At 72.0% G+C, this 25,574-nt stretch carries 24 protein-coding genes, 1 tRNA gene, 1 rRNA gene and 1 pseudogene; 12 read left to right on the top strand and 15 right to left on the bottom strand.

Annotated features, from left to right (window positions below; genetic code table 11):
• The first annotated feature begins 16 nt into the window (after nt 1-16).
• Nucleotides 17-805 carry a peroxide stress protein YaaA gene (gene yaaA, locus BLV76_RS15700; protein WP_090970079.1) on the top strand — a complete coding sequence of 263 codons (789 nt, stop codon included), beginning with the start codon at nt 17-19 and terminating at the stop codon, nt 803-805.
• Here the strand turns inward: yaaA and BLV76_RS15695 are convergent.
• From BLV76_RS15695 to BLV76_RS15680, 4 genes are read right to left on the bottom strand one after another with little or no spacing between them, the layout of a single operon-like run.
• Nucleotides 802-1,902, bottom strand: a complete 1,101-nt coding sequence (locus BLV76_RS15695) for an FUSC family protein (protein WP_245734699.1) — start codon at nt 1,900-1,902, stop codon at nt 802-804. The two genes, yaaA and BLV76_RS15695, sit on opposite strands and share 4 nt — an antisense overlap.
• A gap of 16 nt (nt 1,903-1,918) precedes the next feature.
• On the bottom strand, nt 1,919-2,659 hold the full coding sequence (locus tag BLV76_RS15690) for a zinc ribbon domain-containing protein (RefSeq protein ID WP_090970077.1): 741 nt from the start codon (nt 2,657-2,659) through the stop codon (nt 1,919-1,921).
• 28 nt (nt 2,660-2,687) lie between these two features.
• A complete protein-coding gene (locus BLV76_RS15685; protein WP_090970076.1) occupies nt 2,688-3,806 on the bottom strand; it encodes a Nif3-like dinuclear metal center hexameric protein in 1,119 nt (372 codons plus the stop codon).
• Between the two features lie 35 nt (nt 3,807-3,841).
• Complete coding sequence (locus BLV76_RS15680; protein WP_090970074.1) at nt 3,842-5,386, bottom strand: AMP-binding protein; 1,545 nt, start codon at nt 5,384-5,386, stop codon at nt 3,842-3,844.
• A 108-nt stretch (nt 5,387-5,494) separates the two neighbouring features.
• Between BLV76_RS15680 and BLV76_RS15675 the strand changes: the two genes are divergently transcribed.
• Genes BLV76_RS15675 through BLV76_RS15665 form a run of 3 tightly spaced genes read left to right on the top strand, consistent with a single transcriptional unit; the run spans nt 5,495 to nt 7,960 of the window.
• Complete coding sequence (locus tag BLV76_RS15675) at nt 5,495-5,854, top strand: hypothetical protein (RefSeq protein ID WP_090970072.1); 360 nt, start codon at nt 5,495-5,497, stop codon at nt 5,852-5,854.
• On the top strand, nt 5,823-7,304 hold the full coding sequence (locus tag BLV76_RS15670; protein ID WP_245734698.1) for a sensor histidine kinase: 1,482 nt from the start codon (nt 5,823-5,825) through the stop codon (nt 7,302-7,304). The genes BLV76_RS15675 and BLV76_RS15670 overlap by 32 nt, the downstream gene beginning before the upstream one ends.
• On the top strand, nt 7,289-7,960 hold the full coding sequence (locus BLV76_RS15665) for a response regulator transcription factor (protein ID WP_090970068.1): 672 nt from the start codon (nt 7,289-7,291) through the stop codon (nt 7,958-7,960). The genes BLV76_RS15670 and BLV76_RS15665 overlap by 16 nt, the downstream gene beginning before the upstream one ends.
• Nucleotides 7,961-7,966: 6 nt before the next feature.
• Here BLV76_RS15665 and BLV76_RS23360 read toward each other — a convergent pair whose 3' ends face one another.
• The 7 genes and pseudogenes from BLV76_RS23360 to BLV76_RS15635 all read right to left on the bottom strand — a co-directional run bounded on the left by BLV76_RS23360 (nt 7,967) and on the right by BLV76_RS15635 (nt 12,196).
• Nucleotides 7,967-8,092 carry a hypothetical protein gene (locus BLV76_RS23360; protein ID WP_281246189.1) on the bottom strand — a complete coding sequence of 42 codons (126 nt, stop codon included), beginning with the start codon at nt 8,090-8,092 and terminating at the stop codon, nt 7,967-7,969.
• 148 nt (nt 8,093-8,240) lie between these two features.
• A pseudogene (locus BLV76_RS15660) lies at nt 8,241-8,849 on the bottom strand (protein kinase domain-containing protein); the annotation flags it as partial.
• Nucleotides 8,850-8,876: 27 nt separating this feature from the next.
• Nucleotides 8,877-9,263 carry a hypothetical protein gene (locus tag BLV76_RS15655; RefSeq protein WP_139306595.1) on the bottom strand — a complete coding sequence of 129 codons (387 nt, stop codon included), beginning with the start codon at nt 9,261-9,263 and terminating at the stop codon, nt 8,877-8,879.
• A 117-nt stretch (nt 9,264-9,380) separates the two neighbouring features.
• Nucleotides 9,381-9,455: transfer RNA gene (locus tag BLV76_RS15650), tRNA-Val, on the bottom strand.
• A gap of 193 nt (nt 9,456-9,648) precedes the next feature.
• A complete protein-coding gene (locus BLV76_RS15645) occupies nt 9,649-10,134 on the bottom strand; it encodes a peroxiredoxin (protein ID WP_090970064.1) in 486 nt (161 codons plus the stop codon).
• A complete protein-coding gene (locus BLV76_RS15640) occupies nt 10,131-11,783 on the bottom strand; it encodes an AMP-binding protein (RefSeq protein ID WP_090970062.1) in 1,653 nt (550 codons plus the stop codon). Before BLV76_RS15640 ends, BLV76_RS15645 begins: the two co-directional genes overlap by 4 nt.
• The gene (locus tag BLV76_RS15635; protein WP_281246169.1) at nt 11,780-12,196 is read right to left on the bottom strand and encodes a DUF3052 domain-containing protein; all 417 of its coding nucleotides are present in this window, start codon (nt 12,194-12,196) and stop codon (nt 11,780-11,782) included. Before BLV76_RS15635 ends, BLV76_RS15640 begins: the two co-directional genes overlap by 4 nt.
• Before the next feature lie 232 nt (nt 12,197-12,428).
• Here BLV76_RS15635 and aceE point away from each other — a divergent pair, with 232 nt between their 5' ends.
• Nucleotides 12,429-15,209 (top strand): pyruvate dehydrogenase (acetyl-transferring), homodimeric type, encoded by a 2,781-nt coding sequence (gene aceE, locus BLV76_RS15630; RefSeq protein ID WP_090970058.1) that lies wholly within the window; start codon nt 12,429-12,431, stop codon nt 15,207-15,209.
• 47 nt (nt 15,210-15,256) lie between these two features.
• Here the strand turns inward: aceE and BLV76_RS15625 are convergent, their stop codons facing one another.
• Nucleotides 15,257-16,243, bottom strand: coding sequence for an alpha/beta fold hydrolase (locus BLV76_RS15625; protein WP_245734697.1), 987 nt, complete (start codon nt 16,241-16,243; stop codon nt 15,257-15,259).
• A 133-nt stretch (nt 16,244-16,376) separates the two neighbouring features.
• Between BLV76_RS15625 and BLV76_RS15620 the strand changes: the two genes are divergently transcribed.
• The 7 genes from BLV76_RS15620 (at nt 16,377) to BLV76_RS15590 (ending at nt 23,533) form a co-directional block, all read left to right on the top strand.
• Nucleotides 16,377-17,549, top strand: coding sequence for a PucR family transcriptional regulator (locus BLV76_RS15620; RefSeq protein ID WP_090970056.1), 1,173 nt, complete (start codon nt 16,377-16,379; stop codon nt 17,547-17,549).
• 102 nt (nt 17,550-17,651) lie between these two features.
• Nucleotides 17,652-18,836, top strand: coding sequence for an acyltransferase domain-containing protein (locus tag BLV76_RS15615; protein ID WP_090970054.1), 1,185 nt, complete (start codon nt 17,652-17,654; stop codon nt 18,834-18,836).
• Nucleotides 18,836-19,849, top strand: coding sequence for a beta-ketoacyl-ACP synthase III (locus BLV76_RS15610; RefSeq protein WP_090970052.1), 1,014 nt, complete (start codon nt 18,836-18,838; stop codon nt 19,847-19,849). Before BLV76_RS15615 ends, BLV76_RS15610 begins: the two co-directional genes overlap by 1 nt.
• A gap of 67 nt (nt 19,850-19,916) precedes the next feature.
• Nucleotides 19,917-20,162, top strand: coding sequence for an acyl carrier protein (locus tag BLV76_RS15605; protein WP_056599877.1), 246 nt, complete (start codon nt 19,917-19,919; stop codon nt 20,160-20,162).
• A 92-nt stretch (nt 20,163-20,254) separates the two neighbouring features.
• Entirely contained in the window at nt 20,255-21,505 is a 1,251-nt protein-coding gene (locus BLV76_RS15600; protein ID WP_090970049.1) for a beta-ketoacyl-[acyl-carrier-protein] synthase family protein, read from the top strand.
• A gap of 75 nt (nt 21,506-21,580) precedes the next feature.
• Entirely contained in the window at nt 21,581-23,011 is a 1,431-nt protein-coding gene (locus BLV76_RS15595) for an acyl-CoA carboxylase subunit beta (protein ID WP_090970047.1), read from the top strand.
• A 69-nt stretch (nt 23,012-23,080) separates the two neighbouring features.
• The gene (locus tag BLV76_RS15590) at nt 23,081-23,533 is read left to right on the top strand and encodes a hypothetical protein (RefSeq protein ID WP_090970045.1); all 453 of its coding nucleotides are present in this window, start codon (nt 23,081-23,083) and stop codon (nt 23,531-23,533) included.
• A gap of 3 nt (nt 23,534-23,536) precedes the next feature.
• Here BLV76_RS15590 and BLV76_RS15585 read toward each other — a convergent pair whose 3' ends face one another.
• The 3 genes from BLV76_RS15585 to rrf form a co-directional block, all read right to left on the bottom strand.
• Nucleotides 23,537-24,016 (bottom strand): DUF3145 domain-containing protein, encoded by a 480-nt coding sequence (locus BLV76_RS15585; RefSeq protein WP_090972803.1) that lies wholly within the window; start codon nt 24,014-24,016, stop codon nt 23,537-23,539.
• Between the two features lie 209 nt (nt 24,017-24,225).
• The gene (locus BLV76_RS15580) at nt 24,226-25,221 is read right to left on the bottom strand and encodes a hypothetical protein (RefSeq protein WP_090970044.1); all 996 of its coding nucleotides are present in this window, start codon (nt 25,219-25,221) and stop codon (nt 24,226-24,228) included.
• A gap of 137 nt (nt 25,222-25,358) precedes the next feature.
• Nucleotides 25,359-25,476 (bottom strand): 5S ribosomal RNA (gene rrf / locus BLV76_RS15575).
• Between the last annotated feature and the right edge of the window lie 98 nt (nt 25,477-25,574).

The following is a 25,574-nucleotide window of genomic DNA, read 5'->3' as shown; positions in this document are numbered from 1 at the left end:
GCCTACGCTTGCCCGCGTGCTGATCCTGCTGCCGCCCAGCGAGGGCAAGACCGCTGCCCGTCGGGGCAAGTCCCTCGACCTCGAGTCGCTGTCCTCGCCTGTGCTCACCCCGACGCGCGAGAAGCTCCTGGAGGCGCTCACGACCCTGTGCCGCGACGACCCGGACCGGGCATCAGCCGTGCTCGGCCTCGGCCCTGCCCAGCACGACCTCGTCGTCCGCAACGCCGCCCTCGACACGGCACCCACCGCCCGCGCCGACACGATCTACACCGGGGTCCTCTACGACGCCCTCGGCTTCGCCACGCTCTCCTCGGCCGCCCGCCGTCGCGCGACGTCGCGACTGGCGGTCACCAGCTCGCTCTTCGGCGTCGTGCGCCCCGGCGACCGGATCCCTGCCTACCGCCTCTCGGGCGATGCCACCCTCCCCGGCGTCGGCTCGGTCGCCGGCGCGTGGCGCGAGGTCCTCGGCGAGGCGGTCACCGAGGGCATGGGCACCGGGCTGCTCGTCGACCTGCGCTCCAGCACGTACGCCGCCTTCTGGCGGCCCAGGAAGGACCTCGCCCGCCGCGTCGCGACGGTCCGCGTGCTCCACGAGTCGAACGGCAGGCGCACCGTGGTCAGCCACTTCAACAAGGCGACCAAGGGCCGCATCGTCCGCGCCCTGCTCGAGGACGGCGCCGACCCGCGCACCCCGAAGGCGCTCGCCGACGCCCTCACCCGCCTCGGCTGGACCGTCGAGGTGGGCGAGCCCACGGCGAAGGGCACCCAGCTCGACGTCGTGGTGACGGAGATCCACACGAGCTAGCGGAGCGGGATCACGTCCGTCGCCTCGAGCGGGTCCATCCCGCACAGCGCGAGCAGGTCGGCGATGATGGAGCGCACCTGCGCCAGGATCACCTCCGCCGACAGGTCGTCGCTGTGCTCGACGGTCGCCGTGGCGCGACCGAGGGCGACGAGGTCGTCGACCACCGCGACCGCCATCCGGTCGGCCACGAGCTCGTCGGCGACCCGGTCGGAGAGGTCCGCCAGGTCGCGCATGAGGGCGGCGTAGGACGACGGCACCGGCTCGCGGCGGTAGACCGCCACGGTCACCCGGCGCACGATCACGCGGGTGTTGCGCAGCGCCACGTCGAGCGGCTCCACGAGCTCGGCGAGCTGGCGCTGGTGCTCGCCGTGCCGCCGCCGGAACGGCGAGGACTGCACCACCGAGATGCCCTCCTCCGAGGCCGCCCGCAGCTCGCTGATGAGCGCGTCGGTGGACCGTGCGTCGCGCAGCATCGCCAGCGACTGCTCGACGTCCCCGTCGCCGAGCCGGTCGGAGGACGACCGCAGCAGCTCGGCGATCTTGCGCACGACGACCGCGGCCTGGTCGCGTGGCTTGCGCAGCGGTGCGCGCGGGACCACCGTGGCCGCGACCAGCGCGACCGCGCCGCCGATGAGGGCGTCGGTCCAGCGCAGGAAGGCGGCGCCGGGTGCCGGCGCGAGCGCGGCGACGACGATCCCCTGCACCGCCGACTGGATGATCAGCAGCTGGCCGGCGTCGAGGAGCAGCGCGATCGACATGCCGGCGGCCACGATCAGCATGATCTGGAAGCCGCCCGACCCGATGACGTGGGTCGTCGCGTCACCCAGGAAGACGCCGAGGGCGACCCCGACGGTGACCTCGGCGACCCGGCGCTGCCGCTGGCCGTAGGACATCCCGAGCGACACCACGGCCGCGATCGGCGCGAAGAACGGCAGGCGGTGCTGGAAGACGTCGGCGGCCAGCCACCACGCGACGCCCGCGGCGATCGCGCACTGCCCGATCACCCAGCCCTTCGAGCGCAGCCGGGCGACCCGGGCGCGCAGCGACGTACGACCGCGCGCGGCCATCAGCTCCGCGTCGAGGAAGCGCCCGGCCATCAGGACAGGGAGCCGCTCAGAGACCCGACTCGTCGGTGCGCACCAGGATGCGCTGGCACTCCTCGCACCGGATGACCTCGTCGGCGTCCGCGGAGCGGATCCGGGAGAGCTCGGAGGCGTCGAGGGTCATGTTGCAGCCGCCGCACTGGCGGGCCCGGAGCAGTGCGGCGCCGATGCCCTTCTGCTCGCGGAGCCGCTCGTAGAGCGCCATCAGGTCGTCGGGCATGCCCTCGACCGCGGGGCCGCGGGCGGCGCCGACCTCGTCGAGCTGCACGTCGAAGGCGACCTGCTTCTCGTCGCGCGAGGTGACCAGCCCGGCCAGCTTCGCGTCGATGTCGTCGGCGCGGATGCCGAGCCCGTCGAGCAGCTGCTGGGCCTCCTCGAGCGACTCCATCACCTCGAGCTCGGCGTCCTCGAGGGTGGAGATGCGGCGCTCGAGCGAGACCAGCTCGTGCTGCATCCGCTCGAGGTCCTTCGGGTTCGTGATCTGGCCGGTCTCCATCCGGTTGCGGTCGCGCTCGCGCCGGGTCCTGACCTGCTCGACCTCGCGGTCGGCCCTGGTCTGCTCCACGGTGAGGTCGTCGACCACGATGCGCGCGTCGCGGACCTGGTCGGTCAGCTCGGTGCGCTCCGCCTCGAGGGCGGCGATCTCGGCCAGCTCGGGCAGGTGCGCTCGCTGGTGGCGCAGCTGTGCGGCGCGCGAGTCGAGCTCGGCGACGTCGAGGAGCTTGAGCTGGTGGGTGGGATCGGCCTTCAACGGCTCTCCTGCTTGAAAAGGATCGGGATCAGTGGCGGAACGTCCACGGGTCGGTGCACAGCGTGCTGACCCTGGTCTCGACCCTATCGCCCACGGCCGCGCGCAGCCGACCCTCCACCGCCGGGAGCCACGTCCACTCCGCCGCCCAGTGCGCGACGTCGACCAGCGCCGGTCCGTCGTGCTCGCGGAACTCCCCCGCCCGGTGGTGCCGCAGGTCGCTCGTGACGTAGACGTCGACGTCGCTCCCGGCCAGCTCGTCGAGCAGGAAGTCGCCCGCGCCGCCGCACACCGCGACCTTCCGCACCCGTCGCGTCGGGTCACCCGCGACCCGGACGCCGTGAGCGGTGCTCGGCAACGACCGCGCCACCCTCGCGGCGAACTGGTCCAGCGTCGTCGCCTCCACCGTGCCGACCCGGCCCGTGCCGGTGGTCGTCAGGCCGGGGTCGGCCAGCGGGACGACGTCGAAGGCCGGCTCCTCGTAGGGGTGGGCCGCCAGCAACGCCCGCACGAGTGCCGTACGACGCCCACGCGGCGCGACGACCTCGATGCGCGTCTCGTCGACGACCTCCAGCTCTCCGACCGAGCCGATCGCCGGGTCCGCCCCGTCGAGCGGGCGGAAGCGGCCCTCGCCGGCCGTCGACCAGGACGCCGAGTCGTAGTCGCCGATCCGTCCGGCGCCCGCGTCGTGGAGGGCGGCGCGCACGGCCTCGGCGTGGTCGACCGGGACGAAGACGACGACCTTGTCGAGCGGCGCGGCCGGCGCCGGGCGGATGGGCGCCAGGTCGGTGAGCCCGAGCGCCAGCGCGAGCGACTCGGACACCCCGGAGACGGCCTGGTCGGCGTTGGTGTGCGCGGTCAGCAGCGCGCAGCCGTGGGAGGTCAGGTGGTGGAGGATGCGGCCCTTCGGCGTCGTCGCGGCCACCGAGCTCACCGGGGAGAGGAACAGCGGGTGGTGCACGACCAGCAGGTCGGCGCCCCACTCCACGGCCTCGCGCGCGACGTCGATCGTCGGGTCGACGGCGAACAGCACCTTCGACACCGACGCCGCGGGGTCGCCGGCGACCAGCCCGACGGCGTCCCACGAGTCGGCGGTCGCCGGCGGGTACCAGGAGTGCAGCAGGTCGACGACGTCGGCGAGCGAGGGCATGCGCGCAGGCTAGAGCACGGGAGCCGGTCGGGGCGTCAGTTGACCTGGCGCTCCTGTCCCTCCCAGTAGGGCTGGCGCAGCTTGAACTTCTGCAGCTTGCCGGTCGCGGTGCGCGCCAGCTCGTCGCGGAACTCGATCGACGTCGGCGCCTTGTAGCCCGCGGCCTTGTCCTTGCACCAGCGGATGAGCTCCTCCTCGGTCACAGACTCGCCGTCGGCCAGCACCACGAGGGCCTTGATCGTCTCGCCCCACTTCTCGCTCGGCACCCCGATCACCGCCACCTCCGAGACCGCGGGGTGCGAGAAGAGCACGTCCTCGACCTCGATCGAGGAGACGTTCTCGCCACCGGTGATGATCACGTCCTTCTTGCGATCGCTGATCGTGAGGTAGCCGTCGTCGCCGATCACCCCACCGTCGCCGGTGTGGAACCAGCCGTCGCGCAGCGCCGCGTCGGTCTCGTCGGGCCGCTCCCAGTAGCCCTCGAGGATCACGTTGGACTGCGCGAGGACCTCGCCCGCCCCCTCCTCCGAGTCGTCCACCCGCAGCCGCACGCCGATCGCAGGAGCGCCGGCCCGCACCAGCTTGTGCGCGCGGTCCTCGGCCGAGAGGTCGTCCCACTCCGAGCGCGACCGGTTGACCGTCAGCAGCGGCGAGGTCTCGGTGAGGCCGTAGATCTGGACGAACTCCCAGCCGAGCTCCTCCTCGACCCGCACGACCGTCCTCGTCGGCGGCGGTGCCCCGGCCATGATGATCCGGACCCGGTCGCGGCCGGGGATCTCGCCCTCCCAGTCCTGGGCCGCCTCCAGCACCGCGGCGGCCACGGCCGGGGCCGCGCACATCACCGTGACGCCGTACTTCTCCACCCGGCGCAGGATCTCGGCGCCGTCGACCTTGCGCAGCACCACCTGGGGCACGCCGAGGCCGGTCATCGCGAACGGCATCCCCCAGCCGTTGGCGTGGAACATCGGCAGCGTGTGGAGGTAGACGTCGCGGTCGGTGACACCGGCGTGGAGGCCGAAGGTCACCGCGTTGGTCCAGAGGTTGCGGTGGGTGAGCTGCACGCCCTTGGGCCGGGCGGTCGTGCCGGAGGTGTAGTTGATCGTGGCCGTCGCGTTCTCGTCCGGCTCCCACGCGCGCGGCTCGACACCCGGCGCGGCGAACATCGAGTCGTCCTCGCCCATCACGAACCTGTGCTCGACGTCGATGTCCTTCAGCGCGTCGACGAGCTCGGGGTCGACGTAGAGCACCCGCGCCCCGGAGTGGGCCACGATGTAGGAGATCTCGTCGGGCCGCAGCCGGAAGTTGATCGGCACCAGCACGCGTCCCGAGCCGCACACGCCGAAGAACGACGTCAGCAGCCGCGCCGAGTTGTGGCTGATGATCGCCACGCGGTCGCCGACCTCGATGCCGAGCTCGTCGAGCCTCGCCGACTGCCGTCGCGCGAGCGCGTGCGCCTCGGCATAGGTCAGGGTGCCGAGCGAGTCGGCCGGCTGGTCGGGCTCGTCGACGACGCCCTCGCGCTCGCCGTAGACAGCCGCCGCGCGCTCGATGAAGTCAGTGACGCTGAAGGGGACGATCATGGGCCCACTGTGGCACGCGTCACCCACGTGGACGAGTGCTGATCCACGATGAGAGGGCTCTCATCGAGGTCTCATCCCCGCTCCACGATCGGCTCCGAGCATCGGGCCATGGGACTGCTGACCAAGGGACTCCTCCTGGTGGCCGTCGTCGTGCCCGTCACGGCCTACCTCGCCTCGTCGCTGGCGAGCCCGACCGGCCCGCGACCCACCGACCACAGCCCGGTGATCCTGCGCGACGCACCCACGGACACGCCCCAGCCCGTGCGTACGCCGACGCCGGAGACGCCGGTGCCGACGAAGGACGGGCCGACGAAGGACGGGCCGGCGAGGAACGAACCGGCCGAGGTCGTGACGCCCCAGCCCACGCCGATCGGGGAGGATGACGACGACGAGTGGGACGACGACCCCGACGACCCCGACGACGACCGCGAGGACGATGACACCGAGACGGAGCAGGACGACGACTGATCGTGCCGGCCGCCGTCTCGCCCAGGTCTCCGTCCGCACCCGCATCACCGTCGTCATCGCCGTGCTCACGGCGGCCGCGATGACCGGCGCGGGCGGGCTGGTCCACGCCCTGGAGTCCTCGCGGATCGAGCGGCAGGTCAACGCCCAGATCGACCAGGAGATCGCGGAGTTCCGCGAGCTGCAGGGGCAGATCGACCCCTACACCGGGCGGCGCTTCGACGACGTCGGCAGCCTGCTCAACGTCTTCCTCACCCGCAACGTCCCCGACGACGACGAGATGCTCGTCGGCTACGTCCGCGGCGAGATCCCCGAGCGCACCCGCAACCGCTACGGCCAGGAGGTGCTCGACGAGCCCGCCTTCGAGGCGGCCGTGAGCGAGCTCGCCGGCTCCGGCGGAACGCGCGTCATCGAGTCCGCGTCGTTCGGCGAGACCTGGGTGACCGTCGTCCCGGTGCTCAACACCCAGGGCCGCGGCGCACTGGTCATCGTGAACTTCCTCGCCGACGAGCACGAGGAGCTCGAGGGCACGCTGCGCACCTACGCCCTCGTCGCGCTGCTCTCGCTCGGCCTGATCACCGCCATCGCCGCCTTCCAGTCCGGTCGCCTGCTCGCTCCCCTGCGCACGCTGGAGTCGACCGCCCGCGAGATCACCGCGACCGACCTCTCCCGCCGGATCCCCGAGCAGGGCAACGACGACATCACGGCGCTGACGCGCACCATCAACGGGATGCTCGAACGCCTCGAGTCGGGCTTCGCCGCGCAACGGCGCTTCCTCGACGACGCCGGCCACGAGCTCAAGACCCCGCTCACCGTGCTGCGCGGGCACCTCGAGCTGCTCGACGCCAGCGATCCCGTCGAGCTCGCCGAGACGCAGGAGCTGCTCCTCGACGAGACCGACCGGATGTCGCGGCTGGTGCAGGACCTGATCCTCCTCGCGAAGAGCCGACGCCCCGACTTCCTCGTGCTCGGCGAGGCCGACCTGGCCGGCCTGACTCAGTCGGTGCTGGCCAAGGCCAGGGGCCTGGGCGACCGCGGCTGGACGCTCGACGAGTCGGCCTCGGGGCGGGCTGTCCTCGACGAGCAGCGGATCACCCAGGCGCTGCTCCAGCTCGCCGACAACGCGGTCAAGCACACCGACCCCGGCGCGGAGGTCGCCATCGGCTCGGCGCGCGACGGTGACGTCGTCCGCCTCTGGGTGCGCGACACCGGCGACGGCATCGCCCCCGAGGACCGCGAGGCGGTCCTCGAGCGCTTCGGTCGCAGCCACGTCCGCGCCGGCGACGACGGCTTCGGGCTGGGCCTGAGCATCGTGCGCGCCATCGCCGACGCCCACGGCGGCGAGGTCCGCATCACCGACGCACACCCCGACCCGGCACCACGCGGAGCCCACGTGGAGATCCGCATCCCCAGCCCCTCCGGCACGAAGGAGTCCCCGTGGCCCAGATCCTGATCGTGGAGGACGAGCAGCGCATCGCCTCGTTCGTGGCCAAGGGCCTGCGGGCCGAGGGCCACCAGCCGACGATCGCCGTCGACGGACCCAGCGGCCTCGACGAGGCGCTGTCCGGCCGCTTCGACCTCATGGTCCTCGACATCGGCCTGCCCGGCACGGACGGCTTCGAGGTGCTCGACCAGCTCCGCTCCCAGGGCAGCCGGATGCCGGTCATCGTGCTCACCGCACGCGACTCGGTCACCGACACGGTGGCCGCGCTCGACAACGGCGCCGACGACTACATGGCCAAGCCGTTCCGCTTCGCCGAGCTGATGGCGCGGGTCCGGCTCCGGCTCCGAGCTCTCGCGCCGGCCGACGGCCCGGCCAACGGCGACGACCTCGTCGTCGGACCCCTGCGCCTGGACCGTCGTACGCGTCGCGTCTCCGGCCCCCAGGGCGAGTCCGAGCTGTCGGCGCGCGAGTTCGCGCTGGCCGAGATCTTCCTGCTCAACCCCGGCCAGGTGCTGACCCGCGAGCAGTTGCTCGACCTCGTGTGGGGCTACGACTTCGACCCCGGCTCCAACGTCGTCGACGTCTACGTCGGCTACCTCCGCAAGAAGCTCGGCGGCACCGCGATCGCGACGGTCCGGGGGGTCGGCTACCGGCTGAACCCCTGAGCCTGCTCAGCGGACGCGGAAGGCGGCCAGGGACCCGCGCGGCAGCCCCGCCAGCACCGGCTCCAGGGCGTCGGCGACCTCGTGCGGGAGCGGCCGCAGGTCCGGGTCGCGCCGCAGGCACGCCGCCAGCACGTCGACGACCGGACCCGGAACGCCGTCGGGCAGCGGCCCGGGCGCCTCGACCAGCTGCGGGAAGCGGAGGCGTACGTCGTTCCGCGTCGGGGTCGCCGTCGGCGAACGGGCGACGCCCGGCGACGGCGTGGAAGAGCGTGGCGCCGAGGCCCCACACGTCGGCTGCGTGGGACGGTGCGTGCTCCCCCGTCGGGTCGGCCTGCTCGGGCGCCATCCAGGCGTCCGTGCCGATCGGGTGCCGCAGCCGGCGGGCGTCCTCCTCCGGCCGGGCGACCGAGAGGTCGATCAGCCGTGCCGGGGCGCCCATGATCACGTTGCTGGGCTTGATGTCGAGGTGGGTCCAGCCGATGTGGCGCAGGTAGTGCAGCGCCGACGCGACGTCGATCGCCAGCGGGAGGTACTGCTGTGCCTGGAGCCGGCCGTGGCGCCGCACCAGGCTGGAGAGCCGCGGCCCGTCCACGTGCTCGAGGACGACGTGCGGTCGCTCGCCGTCCTGGCCGTCGCGCAGGCTCCGCACGACCACCGGGTGGTTGACCGTGCGGAGCGCGAGCACCTCCCGGCGCAGGCCGCGCCGGGAGGACTCGTCGTCGACCTGGGAGGGCCGGAGCACCTTGACCACGACGGCCGACCAGGTGACCTCGTCGAAGCACAGCCAGGCCTCGTAGGCCGACCCGCCGCCGAGGCGGCGCAACGCGCTCAGCCCCGGCGCCAGGTCCTCGCCCTCGGCCAGCCTCCAGCCGTCGTCGCGCGATCCCATCCGCGTGCTCCCGTGCCCGTCCGCCCGTCAGCGACGCGTGTCGTTGCGGCTGCGGTCGTTGGTGTTGTTGGCGGTCTTGTCCCGCGTCCTGTCGCCGCCGTCGCGGGTCCAGTCGCGCGTCTTGTCGCCGCGGCTCTTGTCGCGGTCGCGGCTGACGTCGGTGACCCGGCTGTTGGTGTCGTCGTTGGTGTCGCGGCTCTGCCCGGTGTAGGACGGGCTGTTCGTGCGGGTGTCGTCGTTGTCGTCGTCGTGGGTGTCGTCGTCGTCGGCGACCAGCACCAGCTCGGGGGTGTCGTCCTCGCGCTTGGCGGCCTGGTCGGAGGCGCTGGCCAGGGTCGGGGTCGACATGGCGACCAGGCCCGCGGCGGTCATGCCGGCGACGCCCAGGAGGGCGGTGGGAAGGAGCTTCCTCATCATGGTTCCTCTCGTCGGGGGCCTTCTGGCCCGGTGACGAGAACACTCACGGGTCGCCGTGAGCGGGGCGTGAGCCGCCGATGAGAGGCCTCTCACGAGCCCGATGAGCAGGGGTGCTGGTGCGTCGGGACGGTTTCGAACCGCCGACCGCTCGGGTGTAAACCGAGTGCTCTACCGCTGAGCTACCGACGCGGGAGTGGCACAGACTACGGGACCTCGCGCGAGGGGGAGAAAACACCGGATCGCGGGCGTGAGGACAGTGGAGCGAAATGAGTTGAGCCGCTGGCGTCTCGGGTCACCAGCGGCTCAACAAGAAGAAGATTACACGCATCCCCAAGGCCGTCAGGCGAAACCGGGAAAACCCGCGAAATTGCTCCAGAACTGTCTAGACCGGAGCGTCGGCGACGGCTGCGTGGAGCTGCCGCAGGTGCTCGTCGAGGTCGCGTCCGTCGGGGTTCGCGTTGTGCACCGACCAGGTGAGCCGGCCCTCGCGGTCGACGACGTAGGACGAGCGCCGCGGGGCCCCGCGACCGGTGTCGAAGACCTCGAAGTCCGTCGACACCGCACCGTGCGGCCAGTAGTCCGACAGCAGCGGGAAGTTGAGGCCCTCGCTCTCGGCGAAGGTGCGCAGCGAGTAGACCGAGTCGCACGAGATCCCGAGGACCTCGGTGTCGAAGGTGAGGAACTCGTCGAGGCGGTCGCGCACGCCCGACATCTCGCCCGTGCACACGCCCGTGAACGCGAACGGGAAGAACATCAGCACGACCGCCTTGCGGCCGCGGAAGTCGCTGAGCGTGACGTCCTGCCCGAACTGGTCGCGAAGGGTGAAGTCGGGTGCCTCGTCGCCGATGCACAGTCCCTTGCCGGTCACGCCTGCTCCTTGCCGTCCTGTTCCTGCTCCCACCCGGCCAGCTCCCGCTTGAGGATCTTGCCGGTGGCGTTGCGTGGCAGCTCGTCCAGGAAGACGATCTCGCGCGGCACCTTGAACCTGGCCAGGTGGGCCTTCACGTGGTCGCGCAGCTCGTCCTCCGACACGTCGCCGGTGCGCACCACGAAGGCGCGCAGGCGCTGACCATAGTCGTCGTCGACGACACCGATGGCAGCGACCTCCTGCACGAGCGCATGGGCGACCAGGCAGTCCTCGACCTCCTGCGGGAAGACGTTCTCCCCGCCGGAGACGATCATGTCGTCGTCGCGGCCCGCGACGTGGAGCCGTCCGGCGTCGTCGTAGTAGCCGACGTCGCCCGAGGCCATCAGCCCGTCGACGACCTCCTTGGACCCGCCGTTGGTGTAGCCCTCGAACAGCAGCCCGTTGCCGACGAAGATCCGGCCCGTCTCCCCCTGCGGCAGCTCGGCACCCGCGTCGTCGAGGATGCGGACGACCGTGCCGTACGGCGGCCGGCCCGCCGAGGTCGGGTCGGCGCGCAGGTCCTCGGGCGTCGCGATCGAGGCGTAGGCCACCTCGGTGGAGCCGTAGATGTTGTAGAGGTTGTCACCGAAGCGGTCCATCCACGCCTGAGCGAGCGTCGCGGGCAGCGCCGAGCCCGACGAGGCGACGACCTCCACGCGGCGGAGGTCGATCCCGTCGAGCTGCTCGGGCTCGAGCGCGAGCATCCGCTGCAGCATCACCGGGATGACCACCATCGACTGGCAGCGCTCGGCCCGCGCGGTCCTCAGCGCCGTCAGCGGGTCGAACGAGCGGCGCAGCACGATGGTCGAGCCGAGCAGCATCGCCAGCGCGAGGTGGGCGAAGCCCCAGGTGTGGAAGAGCGGTGCGGCGATGTGGGTGCGCCAGCCGGCCCGCAGGGGCATCCGCGACAGCAGCGAGACCGCCGCGTCGATGCCGGCCTCCTTGCGGGGCGCGCCCTTCGGCGCCCCGGTGGTGCCGGAGGTGAGGATCACGATGCGCGCGTGCCGCTGCGGCGGCTGCAGGTCGCCCTCGTCGTACGCCGTCACGAGCCGCTCGAGGGTCTCCACACCGTCGGCGTGGCCGTCCGGGTCGCCGTCGGCCCAGGCCAGGATCCGCCGCTCGACGTGCGCACCGGCCAGCAGGCCGGTGAACTCCTCGTCGTGGACGACCATGCTCGGCGCCTCGCGCTCGAGCACGTCGGCGAGCTGGGGTCCGGCGAAGGCAGTGTTGAGGTAGAGGATGTCGGCGCCGAGCTTGGCGATCGCGATCGTGGCGTCGATGAAGCCCCGGTGGTTGCGGCACATCACCGCGACCGAGTCGCCCTCGCCGACACCGCGCTCGGAGAGTGCGCGGGCGAGCGAGTTCGAGCGTCGGTGCAGCTCGCCCCAGGTCAGCTCGCCGAGCTCGTCGACGACCCCCACCTGGTGGGGCGCGCGGGCCGCGAGCGTGGCGAACCCGCCGGCGGGACCGGTGCCCCAGCGCAGCACCACGCGGCCGAGGTCGAGGAGGGTCCGCGGACCGTAGGGGCGGATGACGCCGGCGCCACCGAGGACCCGCACGGTCGTGCCGACCCCGGCGATCCTTCCCGAGATGGTGCGGGCTGCCGTCACGCGGGAGTCTTCGGCGCGACCAGCCGGGTGGCCTGCCAGTCCTTGCTGACGGCGGCCGTCGTCGTCTGCGAGAGACCGGCGATCGGTGCCGCCTCGGCGATGTCGGCGGCGTCCACCGTGCCGGGCCGGCCGACCTTCGGCGTGAGCAGCCAGATCGAGCCGCCGCCGACGAGGTCGGTCAGTGCGTCGACGAGGCCGTCGACGAGGTCGCCGTCGTCGTCGCGCCACCAGAGCAGCACGGCGTCCACGACGTTGCCGTAGTCACCGTCGACCATGTCGGCGTCGATCGTGTCCTCGACCGCGACGCGCAGCTCGTCATCGGTGTCGTTGTCCCAGCCGAGCTCCTGGACGACCATGCCGGGCTTGAGCCCCAGCCGGTCACCCGTCCCGGTCGCCGGGGCAGAATCGCCCACCGTCGAACTCACGCAGTGCCTCCCATGCTCGCCTCCGTTGCGCGTGGGCCGCGCACGGTTGCCGCACAGTCCACAGGAACACAGCAGGCGCCGCAACCCCGCTGCCCGCCGTACGTCCCCGCCGCGGGCCGCGGACGTCCGGCTCGCGCGCCGACGTGGGCGCCGTCTCACGGGCGGGCGGTCTACCCGTGGGTAGATTTCGTGGGGGCTGGGCGCGTGACACGATGCTCCCGTGAGTGACGTCGACAAGTCCAGCAAGACACCCGTCGCCTCGGTGATCCACGAAGGGCTCCCCACCCAGCTGCCCGACATCGATCCCGACGAGACCCAGGAGTGGCTCGCGTCGTTCGACGCGATGCTCGACGACCGTGGTCGCGACCGGGCCCGCTACGTGATGCTGCGCCTCCTCGAGCGCGCGCGGGAGAAGCAGGTCGGCGTCCCGGCCCTGCGCTCGACCGACTACATCAACACGATCCCGCCCGAGCGCGAGCCGTGGTTCCCCGGCGACGAGGACGTCGAGCGCCGCATCCGCGCCTTCATCCGCTGGAACGCCGCTGTCATGGTCTCCTCGGCCAACCGCAAGGGCCTCGAGGTCGGTGGCCACATCGCCACCTACCAGTCCTCGGCCAGCCTCTACGAGGTCGGCTTCAACCACTTCTTCCGCGGCAAGGACCACGAGGGCGGCGGCGACCAGCTCTACATCCAGGGCCACGGCTCGCCGGGCGTCTACGCCCGCGCGTTCCTCGAGGGCCGCCTCACCGAGGAGCAGCTCTACCGCTTCCGCCAGGAGGTCCAGCACGGCCAGGGCGCCGGCCTCCCGTCGTACCCCCACCCGCGGCTCATGCCCGACTTCTGGGAGTTCCCGACGGTGTCGATGGGCCTCACGGCCATCAACTCGATCTACCAGGCCCGCTTCAACCGCTACCTCGACAACCGCGGCATCAAGGACACCTCGCAGCAGCACGTGTGGGCGTTCATGGGCGACGGCGAGATGGCCGAGCCCGAGTCGCTCGGCGCGATCCGCGTCGCGGCCCGCGAGGAGCTCGACAACCTCACCTGGGTGATCAACTGCAACCTGCAGCAGCTCGACGGTCCGGTCACGGGCAACGGCAAGATCATGCAGGAGCTCGAGTCCAACTTCCGCGGTGCCGGCTGGAACGTCATCAAGGTCGTCTGGGGCCGCGAGTGGGACGCCCTGCTCGCCAAGGACATGGACGGCGCGCTCGTCAACCGGATGAACGCGACCCCGGACGGTCAGTTCCAGACCTACTCCACCGAGGACGGCGCCTACGTCCGCGAGCACTTCTTCGGCAGCGACCCCCGCCTGCGCAAGATGGTCGAGCACATGAGCGACCAGCAGATCGAGAAGCTGCCGCGCGGTGGCCACGACTACCGCAAGGTCTACGCCGCGTTCGACGCCGCCGCCAAGCACACCGGTCAGCCGACGGTGATCCTGGCCCACACCATCAAGGGCTGGACGATCGACGCCCTCGAGGGCAAGAACGCCACGCACCAGATGAAGAAGCTGACCCTGCCGGACCTCAAGAAGTTCCGCGACCGCCTCTACCTCCCGATCAGCGACCGCGACCTCGAGGAGTCCTACGAGAAGACCGGCGGCGCGCCGTTCTACCACCCGGGCGCCGACTCGCCGGAGATCGAGTACATGCTCGAGCGCCGCAGGGCCCTCGGTGGCTCGATCCCGCGCCGCGTCAACCGGGCGACCGCGCTCAAGCTGCCCGGCGACGAGCTCTACGCCGAGCTCAAGCAGGGCTCGGGCAAGAACAAGTTCGCCACCACCATGGCGGCCGTGCGCCTGCTGCGCGACTGGATGAAGGACCCGGAGATCGGCGACCGCCTGGTCCCGATCGCGCCCGACGAGTACCGCACGTTCGGCATGGACTCGATGTTCCCGAGCGCCAAGGTCTACAACCCGGGCGGCCAGCAGTACGAGTCGGTCGACCGCAAGATGCTGCTCTCCTACAAGGAGTCCGCGCAGGGCCAGATGCTCCACGAGGGCATCTCCGAGGCCGGCGCGATGGCGTCGGCGACCGCAGCCGGGTCGTCGTACACCACGCACGGCGAGCACATGATCCCGTTCTACATCTTCTACTCGATGTTCGGGTTCCAGCGCACCGGCGACTCGATCTGGGCGATGGCCGACCAGCTCTCACGTGGCTTCCTGATCGGTGCCACCGCCGGTCGCACGACGCTGACCGGTGAGGGCCTCCAGCACGCCGACGGCCACTCGCCGCTCATCGCGGCGACCAACCCGGCGGTCGTGCACTACGACCCGGCGTTCGCCTACGAGATCAGCCACATCATGCAGGACGGCCTCGAGCGGATGTACGGCTCCGGCGGCCCGACCGGCCAGGGCGAGGACCTCATCTACTACCTCACCGTCTACAACGAGCCGGTGTCCCAGCCGGCCGAGCCGGAGGGCGTCGACGTCGAGGGCATCCTCAAGGGCATCCACCGGGTCGCGACCGCGGAGGGCGAGGGCCCGCGGGTCCAGCTGCTCGCCTCCGGCGTCGGCTACCCGTGGATCGACGAGGCCGCGCGGATCCTGGCCGAGGACTGGGGCGTCCGGTCCGACCTGTGGTCGGTCACGTCCTGGAACGAGCTGGCCCGCGACGGTGCCGCCGCCGAGCAGTGGAACCTGCTCAACCCCGGCGAGCAGCGCCGCACCGCCTACGTCAGCGACAAGCTCGCCGGCGCGCAGGGTCCGGTCGTCGCGGTGTCCGACTACATGCGGGCCGTCCCGCTGCAGATCGCACGCTGGGTCCCCGGCGACTACCGCGTCCTCGGCGCTGACGGCTTCGGCTTCGCCGACACCCGTCCCGCCGCCCGCCGGTTCTTCCACATCGACGCCGTCAGCGTCGTCGTGCAGGCCCTGCAGGCCCTCGCCGACGCCGGCGAGCTCCCGGTGGAGAAGGTCGTCGAGGCAGCCGAGCGCTACAAGATCGACGACCCGACCGCGACGCGCGACATCAAGCAGGAAGGAGGCGATGCCTGAGCGGCATCACCTCCCGACGGAGCCCGTCTGCCCCACGTCCGCGTGGGTCAGGCGGGCTTCGCGCGTCGTACGACGACCACGGGCGAGCGCGGCGACTCCCCCGCGCCGGCGTGGACGGGTCCGACCGGCGCACCCTGGTCGAGCAGCTCGCGCCAGCGCCCGGCGTCGTACGTGCTCGGCTCCGTGGTGCGGATGAAGTCACGCACGATCTTCACGAAGCGCTGCGGATGGTCCTTGTGCGGGAAGTGCCCCGCCTTCGGGATCACCTCGACGCGGGCCGTCGGTGCCAGCGCGCCGGCGTTGCTCGCGTGCGCGACCGGGATCACCACGTCGTCGGCACCCCAGATGACACACATGGGCATGGCCTCGGTCAGGTAGGCCCGGTCGGCCATCGTGACCACCTGGCCGCGCCAGTCGACCACCGACCGCACGACGGTGCGGATCGCGGCGCGCGCCTGCGGGTCGGTGAAGGTCTCGTAGATCGAGGCGACCTCGTCGAGGTCGCGCAGCTGGCTCACGCCGGAGCGGGCGAGCAGCCGCAACGCGGCCGTCGCCGGCCGCCGCAGCACCGGCGTGGTGAGCACGCCCATCACCTGCTGGAAGCCCGGCGTCGTGATCGCGCGGATCGCGGGCGTCACCTCGGGCCCCAGTCCGCCGGAGCTGACGAGCACGAGCCGCTCGGTCCGCTCGGGGAACTGGTAGGCGAACTGCATCGCCACTCCCCCGCCGAAGCTGTGCCCGACGACCGTGACGGTGTCGATCCCGAGCACGGTCAGCAGGTCGCGCATGCCGTTGGCGTAGCCGCCGACGCTGTAGTCGGCGCGCGGCTTGTCGGACTCCCCGTGCCCCAGCAGGTCGGGGGCGATGACCGTGTGCGTCCGGGCGAGCGACGCGATCACGGGCTCCCACGTGGTGTGGTCGCAGGCCAGCCCGTGCAGCAGCAGGACGGCCGGACCCGACCCGGCGCGCACGAAGGCACGCCGGTGACCGTGCACGGTGACGTGCTCGACCGCGGGGCGGGTGCGTCGGGCCAACGCGACCTCCGTCTCTTCGGACCACGTCTGCGGGGGCAGGGTGGACAGGTCACGGATTCAACCACGTCCGATCCGGACCCGCCCGAACTTCGTGGGAATCCCACTACTCGCGAGTCGCCACTACAGTCGTCCCATGCCCCCGTCCAGACGCCGCGCCGCTGACGCGCTGCGCAATTCCACGGGAGCCCTCAGCACGGCCGCGACCGGTCGCATGTCGAGCGACCTCCCTTGGTTCGACGACCTCAGCGCCCAGGACCGCTCTTGGGTCGGCCTGATCGTGCAGGCCGGCATCCGCGGCTTCGTCGACTGGTACGACCGTGAGGTCGAGGCCTTGTCCCACGACCCGCTCGACGTCGTCGTCTTCGGCGCCGCCCCGCGCGAGCTGACCGGCGTGATCTCGCTCCAGCAGACCGTCGAGCTGGTGCGGCTGAGCATCCGCGTCGTCGAGACCACGATCGACGACCTCCTCGACCCCGAGGACGCCGGCGAGGTGCACGGCGCGGTCCTGCTCTACGCGCGCGAGGTCGCCTTCGCCACCGCCGCCGTCTACGCCCGCGCGGCCGAGTCCCGCGGCGCCTGGGACGCCCGCCTCGAGGCGCTCGTCGTCGACGCCGTCGTCCGCGCCGAGACCGACGAGTCGGTGCTCTCCCGGGCCAGCGCGCTCGGCTGGGGAGCCCACGGCGACGTCGCCGTGGTGCTCGGTTCCGTGCCTCCCCACCGTGCGGAGCTCGACGTCTTCGAGTCCGTCCGCCGTTCCGCGCGCCTCGTCGACATGGATGCCCTGTGCGCCACGCAGGGCGACCGGCTGGTCGTCGTGCTGGGTGGCGTCGCCGATCCGCTCAAGGCCGCGACGCACCTGATCGACCACTTCGGCGACGGTCCGGTCGTCGTCGGTCCCGTGACCGCCGACCTCGCCCACGCCTACACCTCGGCGCGCGACGCCCTCTCGGCCCACCGCGCCGCCAGCGGGTGGCCCGACGCCCCACGCCCCGTCGCCAGTCGCGACCTGCTCCCCGAGCGCGCGCTCGCCGGTGACGGCCACGCACGACGTCACCTCGTCGACGAGGTCTACCTGCCCCTGGTGGCCGCCCGCGGCACCCTGCTCGAGACCCTCGCCGCCTGGTTCGAGCACGGCTCGTCGATCGAGGCGACCGCGCGCGCACTCTTCGTGCACCCCAACACGGTGCGCTACCGGCTCCGCCAGGTCTCCGACGCCACCGGCTGGTCGCCGACCCGGCCGCGGGAGGCCTTCGCGCTCCAGCTGGCGCTCATCCTGGGGCGCCAGTCGGGCCGCACGGAGCCCTAGTCGCGAAGCCGCCGCATTTGTAGGAACCCTACAAGGATGTGGGGGTGACTTTCGTCGGCCTCGGACCCGCGCCCGGGCCTCCGGAACCGGCAGAGTGGTCCTGTGCTCGTCATCGTCGCTCCCGGTCAAGGGGCCCAGACCCCCGGTTTCCTCACTCCCTGGCTGGAGGACCCCACCTTCGCTGCCCGGTTCGACTGGCTGGCCACCGTCGCCGGCATCGACCTCGCCCACTACGGCACCGAGGCCGACGCCGACACCATCCGCGACACCAAGATCGCGCAGCCGCTGCTGGTCGCCACCGGCCTGGTCGCGGCCCTCGACCTGTTCCCCCACCCGGCCGACGCGTTCGCGCGGATCGGCGCGGTGGCCGGGCACAGCGTCGGTGAGCTGACCGCCGCCGCCGGCGCCCGGGTGATCACCGCCGAGCAGGCGATGGTGCTCGTCCGCGAGCGCGGCAACGCGATGGCCGACGCCGCCGCGACCACCGCCACCGGCATGACCGCGGTGCTCGGTGGCGACCGCGACCAGGTGCTCGCCACGATCGAGCGCCACGGCCTGACGCCGGCCAACGACAACGGCCCCGGCCAGGTCGTCGCCGCCGGCACGATGGAGCAGCTCGCCGCCTTCGCCGACGACGGCCCCGAGAAGGCCCGCCTGATGCCGCTGAGCGTCGCCGGCGCCTTCCACACCAGCCACATGGCGCCCGCCGTGGACCGGCTCGCCTCGCTGGCCCGCTCGGTGTCGACGCACGACCCGCGCACCCCGGTGATCTCCAACCGCGACGGCCAGGTCGTCCACGACGGCCGTGACGTGCTGCGCCGCATGGTCGGCCAGATCGCCAACCCGGTCCGCTGGGACCTCTGCCTGGAGACGATGAGCGACCTCGGCGTCACCGGCATCCTGGAGATGCCGCCGGCCGGCACCCTCACCGGCATCGCCAAGCGTGCGCTCAAGGGCGTCGAGACGTTCGCCCTCAAGACCCCCGACCAGCTCGACGCGGCCCGCGAGTTCTGCGACAAGCACGGCGAGGCCTCGATGATCGAGACCACGCCGACCTGGCGCATGGTCGTCTCGCCGGCCAAGGGCACGTTCCACCTCGCCTCGGAGGCGGTCGAGCGCGACGTCCTCGCCCCCGGTACGACCATCGGTGCCGTCGCCAGCCTGCGCGACCGCACCGACATCACCGCACCGCACGGCGGCTCGGTCGTCGAGTGGCTCGTCGAGGACGGTGACCTGGTCTCCCCGGGCCAGCCCCTCCTGCGGCTCCACCCCGAGGCGACCAGCTGATGGCCGCCATCTCGGGCGCCGTCGGCGCCCCGCACGCACGCATCATGGGGATCGGCGCCTACCGCCCCTCGCGCCTGGTCCCCAACTCCGAGGTCGTCGACGCCATCGACTCCAGCGACGAGTGGATCCAGCAGCGCTCCGGCATCCGGACGCGCCGCTTCGCCACGCCCGAGGAGACGATCCAGGTGATGAGCGTGGCGTCCTCGCGCATCGCGATCGAGCGCGCCGGGATCAGTCCCGAGCAGATCGACTGCGTCGTGGTCGCGACCGTGAGCCACCTGCTCCAGACGCCTGCCATCGCGCCGGCGATCGCCCACGAGCTCGGCACCGGCAACGCGGCTGCGTTCGACATCTCCGCGGCCTGCGCCGGCTTCTGCCACGGCGTGTCGCTGGGCGCCGACATGGTGCGGGGCGGCAGCGCCCGCCACGTGCTGGTCATCGGCGTCGAGCGGCTCTCCGACATCACCGACATGACCGACCGCGGCACGGCGTTCATCTTCGCCGACGGCGCCGGTGCCGTGGTGATCGGACCGAGCGAGACCCCGGGCATCGGCCCTGTCGTGTGGGGCTCCGACGGCGAGGCCTACGACTACATCCGCCAGCGCGAGGACTGGCGCGACGTGGTCGGCTCCGAGGACTCCCCCGGCTCCGGCGTGATGCCGCACCTCACCATGCAGGGCAACCCGGTCTTCCGGTGGGCGTCGTTCACCATGTCCAAGGTCGCCGTCCAAGCCCTGGAGGCGGCCGGTGTCGCCCCCGAGGACCTCGACGTCTTCGTCCCCCACCAGGCCAACATGCGCATCATCGACGCGATGGCTCGCTCGATGAAGCTGCCCGCGTCCGTCCGCATCGGCCGCGACGTCGCCGACCAGGGCAACACCTCGGCCGCGTCGATCCCGCTCGCGCTCGACCGGATGATCGCCGAGGGCGACGCCCGCAGTGGCGACACCGCGCTCCTGATCGCCTTCGGAGCCGGGCTGGCCTACGCCGCCCAGGTCGTCACCGTCCCCTGATCTGCTCCACCCGCACAGTCCACCCGGATCCGCTCCGCGATCCACCCACAGAAGAAGGGAAGGCCCCATGGCCACCACCGAAGAAATCCGCGCCGACCTCGCTGACATCGTCAACGAGGTGGCCGGCGTCGACGCCGACGACGTCCAGCTGGACAAGTCCTTCGTGGACGACCTCGACGTCGACTCGCTCTCCATGGTCGAGGTCGTCGTGGCCGCCGAGGAGAAGTTCGGCGTGACCATCCCCGACGACGAGGTCAAGAACCTCAAGACCGTCGGCGACGCCGTCGCGTTCATCGAGCGCTCCCAGGGCTGACGCCCTCCCCAGCGTCACGGGTGGCCGGTGTCCAGCCCGGCCCCCGTGACCCAGGAACATCCCCACCCCGCGAACGAACGGAACCTCATCAGATGCCCTCGACCCGCGTAGTCGTCACCGGCCTCGGCGCCACGTCCCCCGTCGGTGGGGACGTCGCCTCCACGTGGCAGGCCATGCTGTCCGGCACGTCCGGCATCGCGCGCCTCACCGACGACTGGGTCGACCAGCTCCCGGTCAAGATCGGCGGCCGTGTCGCCGTCGAGCCGACCGAGGTCCTCGAGCGGGTCAAGGCCCGCCGCCTCGACCGCTCCAGCCAGTTCGCGATGGTCGCCGCCGACCAGGCCTGGGCCGACGCCGGCCTCGAGGGCTCCGGGCTCGAGCCCGAGCGCCTCGCCGTCGCGCTGGCCTCGGGCATCGGCGGCGTCACCACGCTGCTCGACAACTACGACACGCTCCTCGAGAAGGGCGCGCGTCGGGTCTCCCCGCTCGCCGTCCCCATGCTCATGCCCAACGCGCCGGCCGCCAACGTGAGCCTGAAGTACGGCGCCCGCGCGGCGGTCCACGCACCCACGTCCGCCTGCGCCTCGGGCAACGAGGCCATCGCCATGGCCATCGACATGATCCGCCTCGGTCGCGCCGACGTCGTGATCGCCGGCGGCACCGAGGCCGCGATCCACCCGCTCCCGATGGCCGCCTTCGCCAACATGATGGCCCTGTCGAAGACCGGCACCGACGACGACCGCGACCCCGCCAGCGTCTCGCGGCCCTGGGACTCCGGTCGCGACGGCTTCGTCCTCGGCGAGGGAGGCGCCGTGCTGGTCCTCGAGTCCGAGGAGCACGCCCGCGCCCGCGGCGCCACGATCTACGCCGAGGTGCGTGGCGCCGGCATCAGCAACGACGCCCACGACATCGCCCAGCCCGACCCCGAGGGTCGCGGCGGGACCCGCGCCATCCGCATGGCGCTGCGTGAGGGCGACGTCGACCCGGCCACGGTCGTCCACGTCAACGCCCACGCCACCTCGACGCCCAAGGGCGACATCGCCGAGGGCCTCATGCTCCACGCCGTGCTCGGCGAGCACGTCGACCGCTGCGTCGTCACCAGCACCAAGTCGATGACCGGCCACCTCCTCGGCGGCGCCGGCGCCCTCGAGGCCGTCGCGACCGTCATGGCGCTGCACGACCGGGTCAGCCCACCGACGATCAACCTCGACGACAAGGACCCCGAGGTCGAGCTCGACATCCCGACCTCGAGGCGCGACCTCCCCGAGGGCGACATCGTGGCGCTCAACAACTCCTTCGGCTTCGGTGGCGCCAACGTCGCCGTCGCCTTCGGGAGCATCTAGACACCCCACGGAGTTCTCCACTCCTCCGCTTCGCTCCTCCGTGGACAACACCGCGGGGACCCCGAAAGGACACCGATGACCGCCACCGCCGCGAAGCCGGCCAAGCTCCCCCGCGAGGACGACCCCCGCAACCCGGTCCACCGCCTCACCGCGCTCCTCGACGAGGGCACCCTCGAGCTGATCACGCCCGACGACGAGTCCGGCATGCTCGCTGCCGTCGGCCGCGTCGACGGCACCCAGGTCGTCGCCTTCTGCAGCGACGCCACCGTCATGGGTGGCGCGATGGGCGACGTCGGCTGCCGCGTGGTCGTCGACGCCTACCACCGTGCGCTCACCGACGGCGTGCCGATCATCGGCCTGTGGCACTCCGGCGGGGCCCGGCTCGCCGAGGGCGTGCTCTCGCTGCACGCCGTCGGTCGCATCTTCCAGGTGATGACGCAGGCGTCCGGCGTGATCCCGCAGATCTCGGTCGTGCTCGGCCCGGCCGCCGGCGGCGCCGCCTACGGCCCCGCGCTCACCGACGTCGTCATCCTCGGCCCGGAGGGCCGCATCTTCGTGACCGGCCCCGACGTGGTCCGCTCGGTCACCGGCGAGGACGTCGACATGCTGCGCCTGGGTGGCCCCGAGCCGCACGGCCGTCGCTCCGGCGTCGTCCACATCCTCACCGACTCCGAGCGCGAGGCGCTCGACCGGGCCCGCACGGTCGCCTCGCTCCTCGGCGCGCAGGGCAGCCTCGCCGCCGACTCGGTCGAGGACCGCGACCTGGGCGCGCTCCTGCCCGAGTCCAAGAAGCGCGCCTACGACGTGCACCCGCTCGTCGACGGCCTGCTCGACGAGGGCACCATGCAGGAGCTCCACGCGCGCTGGGCGCCCAACATCGTCACCGCCCTCGGCCGCTTCGGCGGACGCACCGTCGGCGTGGTCGCCAACAACCCGCTGCGCCTCGGTGGCTGCCTCGACTCGCTCTCGGCCGAGAAGGCCTCCCGCTTCGTGCGGATGTGCGACGCGTTCGGCGTCCCGCTGATCGTGCTCGTCGACGTCCCGGGCTACCTCCCCGGCGTCGGCCAGGAGTGGGACGGGGTCGTCCGCCGTGGCGCGAAGCTGCTGCACGCGTTCGGCGAGTGCGTGGTCCCCCGGGTCACCCTGGTGACGCGCAAGACCTACGGCGGCGCCTACATCGCCATGAACGCCCGTTCGCTCGGCGCCACGCGCGTGTTCGCCTGGCCGGGGGCAGAGGTGGCCGTGATGGGCGCCGTGGCCGCGATCCGGATCCTGCACCGCCGCAAGCTGGCCGAGGTCTCCCCCGAGATCCGTCCGCAGGTCGAGGCCGAGCTCGCCACCGAGCACGAGCGCATCGCGGGCGGGGTCGACAAGGCCGTGGAGATCGGGGTCGTCGACGAGGTCGTCGAGCCGACCCGCACCCGGAGCGCGATCGCGCATGCCATGCGGCACGAGATCGACACGGCAGGCGTACGCCGCGGGCGCCACGGCAACATCCCGCTCTGAGGAGACGCCTCGGCGTAACGCACGTCACAGCTCGTCGTTGGACCCGGTGAACCCCTCGGAGGTGTCACCGTGTCCCAGCTGCTCGCTGCCGCCGCGCTCGTCGTGACCGGCCTGCTCCCGCTCCCGCCGATCCCCGGCCTGCCGACGGCGGACCCCGCGACGCAGCCGGCCGCCGATCCGGTCGTGCTGGCGGGCGCCCTGGACGCGCCCGACGGCCGGCTCAAGAAGGGGTGCAAGGACTACAGCTACTCCTACGCGGTCACCACCGAGTCGGAGGACTGGACCTTCGACATCACCATGCAGGACCGTGCCGGCAAGGGCGTGAACTCCCAGTCGCTGCTCGGCCCGAACGACCCCGAGTCGGGCGTGCTGACCTTCCGCCTGTGCGAGCGCGCGACGAAGCCCGGGACGTTCACCCTCACCGGCGCGCTCACGGCCTACGAGGGCTACTCCGACGAGACCACGGTCCCGGTGACGGACACGTTCACGCTGAGGAAGACCAAGAGCCGCAAGAACCGCTGAGGCTCACACCACCTGGTGGAGCCAGCGCACGGGGGCGCCCTCGCCGGCGTGCCGGAAGGTCTCCAGCTCGTCGTCCCACGGCTTGCCGAGCAGGTGGTCGATCTCGAGGAGCAGCGTCGTGTCCCCGAGTGCGGCCTTGACCACGGCCGCCTTCAGGCGGTCCTCCGGGATCAGGATGTCACCGTGCGGCCCGGTGATGGCGTGGAAGATCCCCAGGTCGGGCGTGCACGAGAAACGGGTGCCCTCGGTGGACGTCGTCGGCTCCTCGGTGATCTCGAAGCGCAGGTGGTTCCACCCGCGCAGCGCGGACGCCACGGCGGCAGCGGTGCCGGCCGTGCCGGACCAGGAGAGCTCCGCGCGGTACGACCCCGGCTGGGCAGGCTGCGGCGTCCAGTCGAGCGAGACGGCAACACCGAGGACTCCGCCCACGGCCCACTCGATGTGCGGGCAGAGTGCGGAGGGAGCAGAGTGCACGTAGAGAATGCCCCTCGTGGCCGGACCGTCCGGACGGGAAGCAATGCGTGTGGTCACTGAGACCTCCTTGAGTTCCGACGCTCCAGATGCGCCTTCCCCAGCGATCTGTCATCAGTGCTCAACGAGAGTCGAGTGACACGTATGTGATTAGTGGCTCCATTGTGGCCCATGTGGCGCCCGAACGCCAGCGGATGTGCCCCACCGGAGCGGTGGGCCCGTCAGGACTGGCGGCGCTCGATCTGGTCCGCGCGCTCGGCCGCGTCGGTGAGCTCGTCGGAGTCGATGGCGTGCGTCCGGTGGAACCAGGCCAGGGCGTCCGACTCGCGGCCGGCCTCCTCGAGCGTGTCGGCGTACGCGTAGCGCAACCGCACCACCCACGAGGCGCGGCTCTTGGAGGTCAGCGGCGCCAGCTCGAGCGTGCGGAGCGCCGCGTCGAGCTGGCCCATGTCGCGTCGGGCACCGGCCTCGACGAGGGTCATCTCGGCCTTGGCCTCGGAGCTGAAGTTGACGACCGACGGGCTCTTCGCGAGCTTGATCGCCTGCTCCGGGTTGCCCAGGGCACGGTGGCAGTCCGCCATGATCGGCAGGTAGTCGGTCGCCCCGTTCATCCGCTTGGCAGCACGCAGCTCGGCGAGCGCCTCGGCGTAGTGGCCGGCGGCGTACGCCGTCTCCCCCGCCGCCTCGCGGACTACCGCGATGCGCGAGGCACGCGCACGGGCGGCCAAGGCGTGCCGGTAGGCGAGCTCGGGGTCCTCGTCGATGAAGGCGCCGGCGGCCGCGAGGTGCCGCGCCACGCGCGCTGCGAGCTTCTCGGGCAGGCCCTTCAGCTGCGCGCGCACGCCGCGGTCGAGCTCGGCACCGGTGATGTTCTCGGGCAGGTCCGGACCGTCGTAGGCAGCCTGGTCCGCGGTCCGGGGCTGCTGCTCGTCGCGCGGCCGGAACGCCCGCTGGCCCGAGCCCGACGGGCGCTTGCCACCGGGCTTGGAGTCGCCGCCCTTGCCCTGGTAGCCACCGCGGGAGGACCCGGGCTTGCCACGCGGAGCGTCGTCGCGGGAGCCGCGACCTCGGGAGTCGCCGCCAGAGCGACCTGAGCCGGAGCGCTGGTCACCACCGCGGGAGGACGACGACCCACCCCGGGATCCACCGGACGAGCCAGCTCGTCCGCCGCCCTGTCCACCTCGTGCCGGACGCTGTCCGCGACGGTCCTCGGCCACAGCCGATCACTCCTTCTTCAGATCTTCGACGCAGCTCTCCTGCGTGTGCGGCCCCCGCCCTCGGGGCCACGGTACTCAACAGCACCGTGAAATGGCGCAGGGGCCACCAGATCACTGGTGGCCCCTGCCAAATGTATGTCCGGCGGCGTCCTACTCTCCCACAACCTCTCGGTTGCAGTACCATCGGCGCTGAAAGGCTTAACTTCCGGGTTCGGTATGGGACCGGGTGTTTCCCGTTTCGCTATGGCCGCCGTAACTCTTTCAACTCAACGCCCTCTCCCACACATGTGTGTGGGTGTGGGTGTGTTGGTTGGGAACTGCCTAGTGGACGCGAACATGTGTGTTCGTCTTGT

Origin of the sequence: Nocardioides exalbidus (assembly GCF_900105585.1) — a bacterium.
GTDB lineage: Bacteria > Actinomycetota > Actinomycetes > Propionibacteriales > Nocardioidaceae > Nocardioides > Nocardioides exalbidus.
Note: the sequence above shows the minus strand (reverse complement) of the source record. Positions and strands in the feature narration are given on the sequence as shown.

Coding starts and splice junctions, on each gene's coding strand:
- BLV76_RS15695 (WP_245734699.1), bottom strand. CDS start 1,902: ATGGCCGGGCGCTTCCTCGACGCGGAGCTGATGGCCGCGCGCGGTCGT.
- BLV76_RS15685 (WP_090970076.1), bottom strand. CDS start 3,806: ATGCCCTCGCTCGCCGACGTCGTCGACCTGCTGCACTCCTGGTACCCG.
- BLV76_RS15680 (WP_090970074.1), bottom strand. CDS start 5,386: ATGATCGTCCCCTTCAGCGTCACTGACTTCATCGAGCGCGCGGCGGCT.
- BLV76_RS15675 (WP_090970072.1), top strand. CDS start 5,495: ATGGGACTGCTGACCAAGGGACTCCTCCTGGTGGCCGTCGTCGTGCCC.
- BLV76_RS15670 (WP_245734698.1), top strand. CDS start 5,823: ATGACACCGAGACGGAGCAGGACGACGACTGATCGTGCCGGCCGCCGT.
- BLV76_RS15655 (WP_139306595.1), bottom strand. CDS start 9,263: ATGAGGAAGCTCCTTCCCACCGCCCTCCTGGGCGTCGCCGGCATGACC.
- BLV76_RS15620 (WP_090970056.1), top strand. CDS start 16,377: ATGCCCCCGTCCAGACGCCGCGCCGCTGACGCGCTGCGCAATTCCACG.
- BLV76_RS15610 (WP_090970052.1), top strand. CDS start 18,836: ATGGCCGCCATCTCGGGCGCCGTCGGCGCCCCGCACGCACGCATCATG.
- BLV76_RS15605 (WP_056599877.1), top strand. CDS start 19,917: ATGGCCACCACCGAAGAAATCCGCGCCGACCTCGCTGACATCGTCAAC.
- BLV76_RS15600 (WP_090970049.1), top strand. CDS start 20,255: ATGCCCTCGACCCGCGTAGTCGTCACCGGCCTCGGCGCCACGTCCCCC.
- BLV76_RS15595 (WP_090970047.1), top strand. CDS start 21,581: ATGACCGCCACCGCCGCGAAGCCGGCCAAGCTCCCCCGCGAGGACGAC.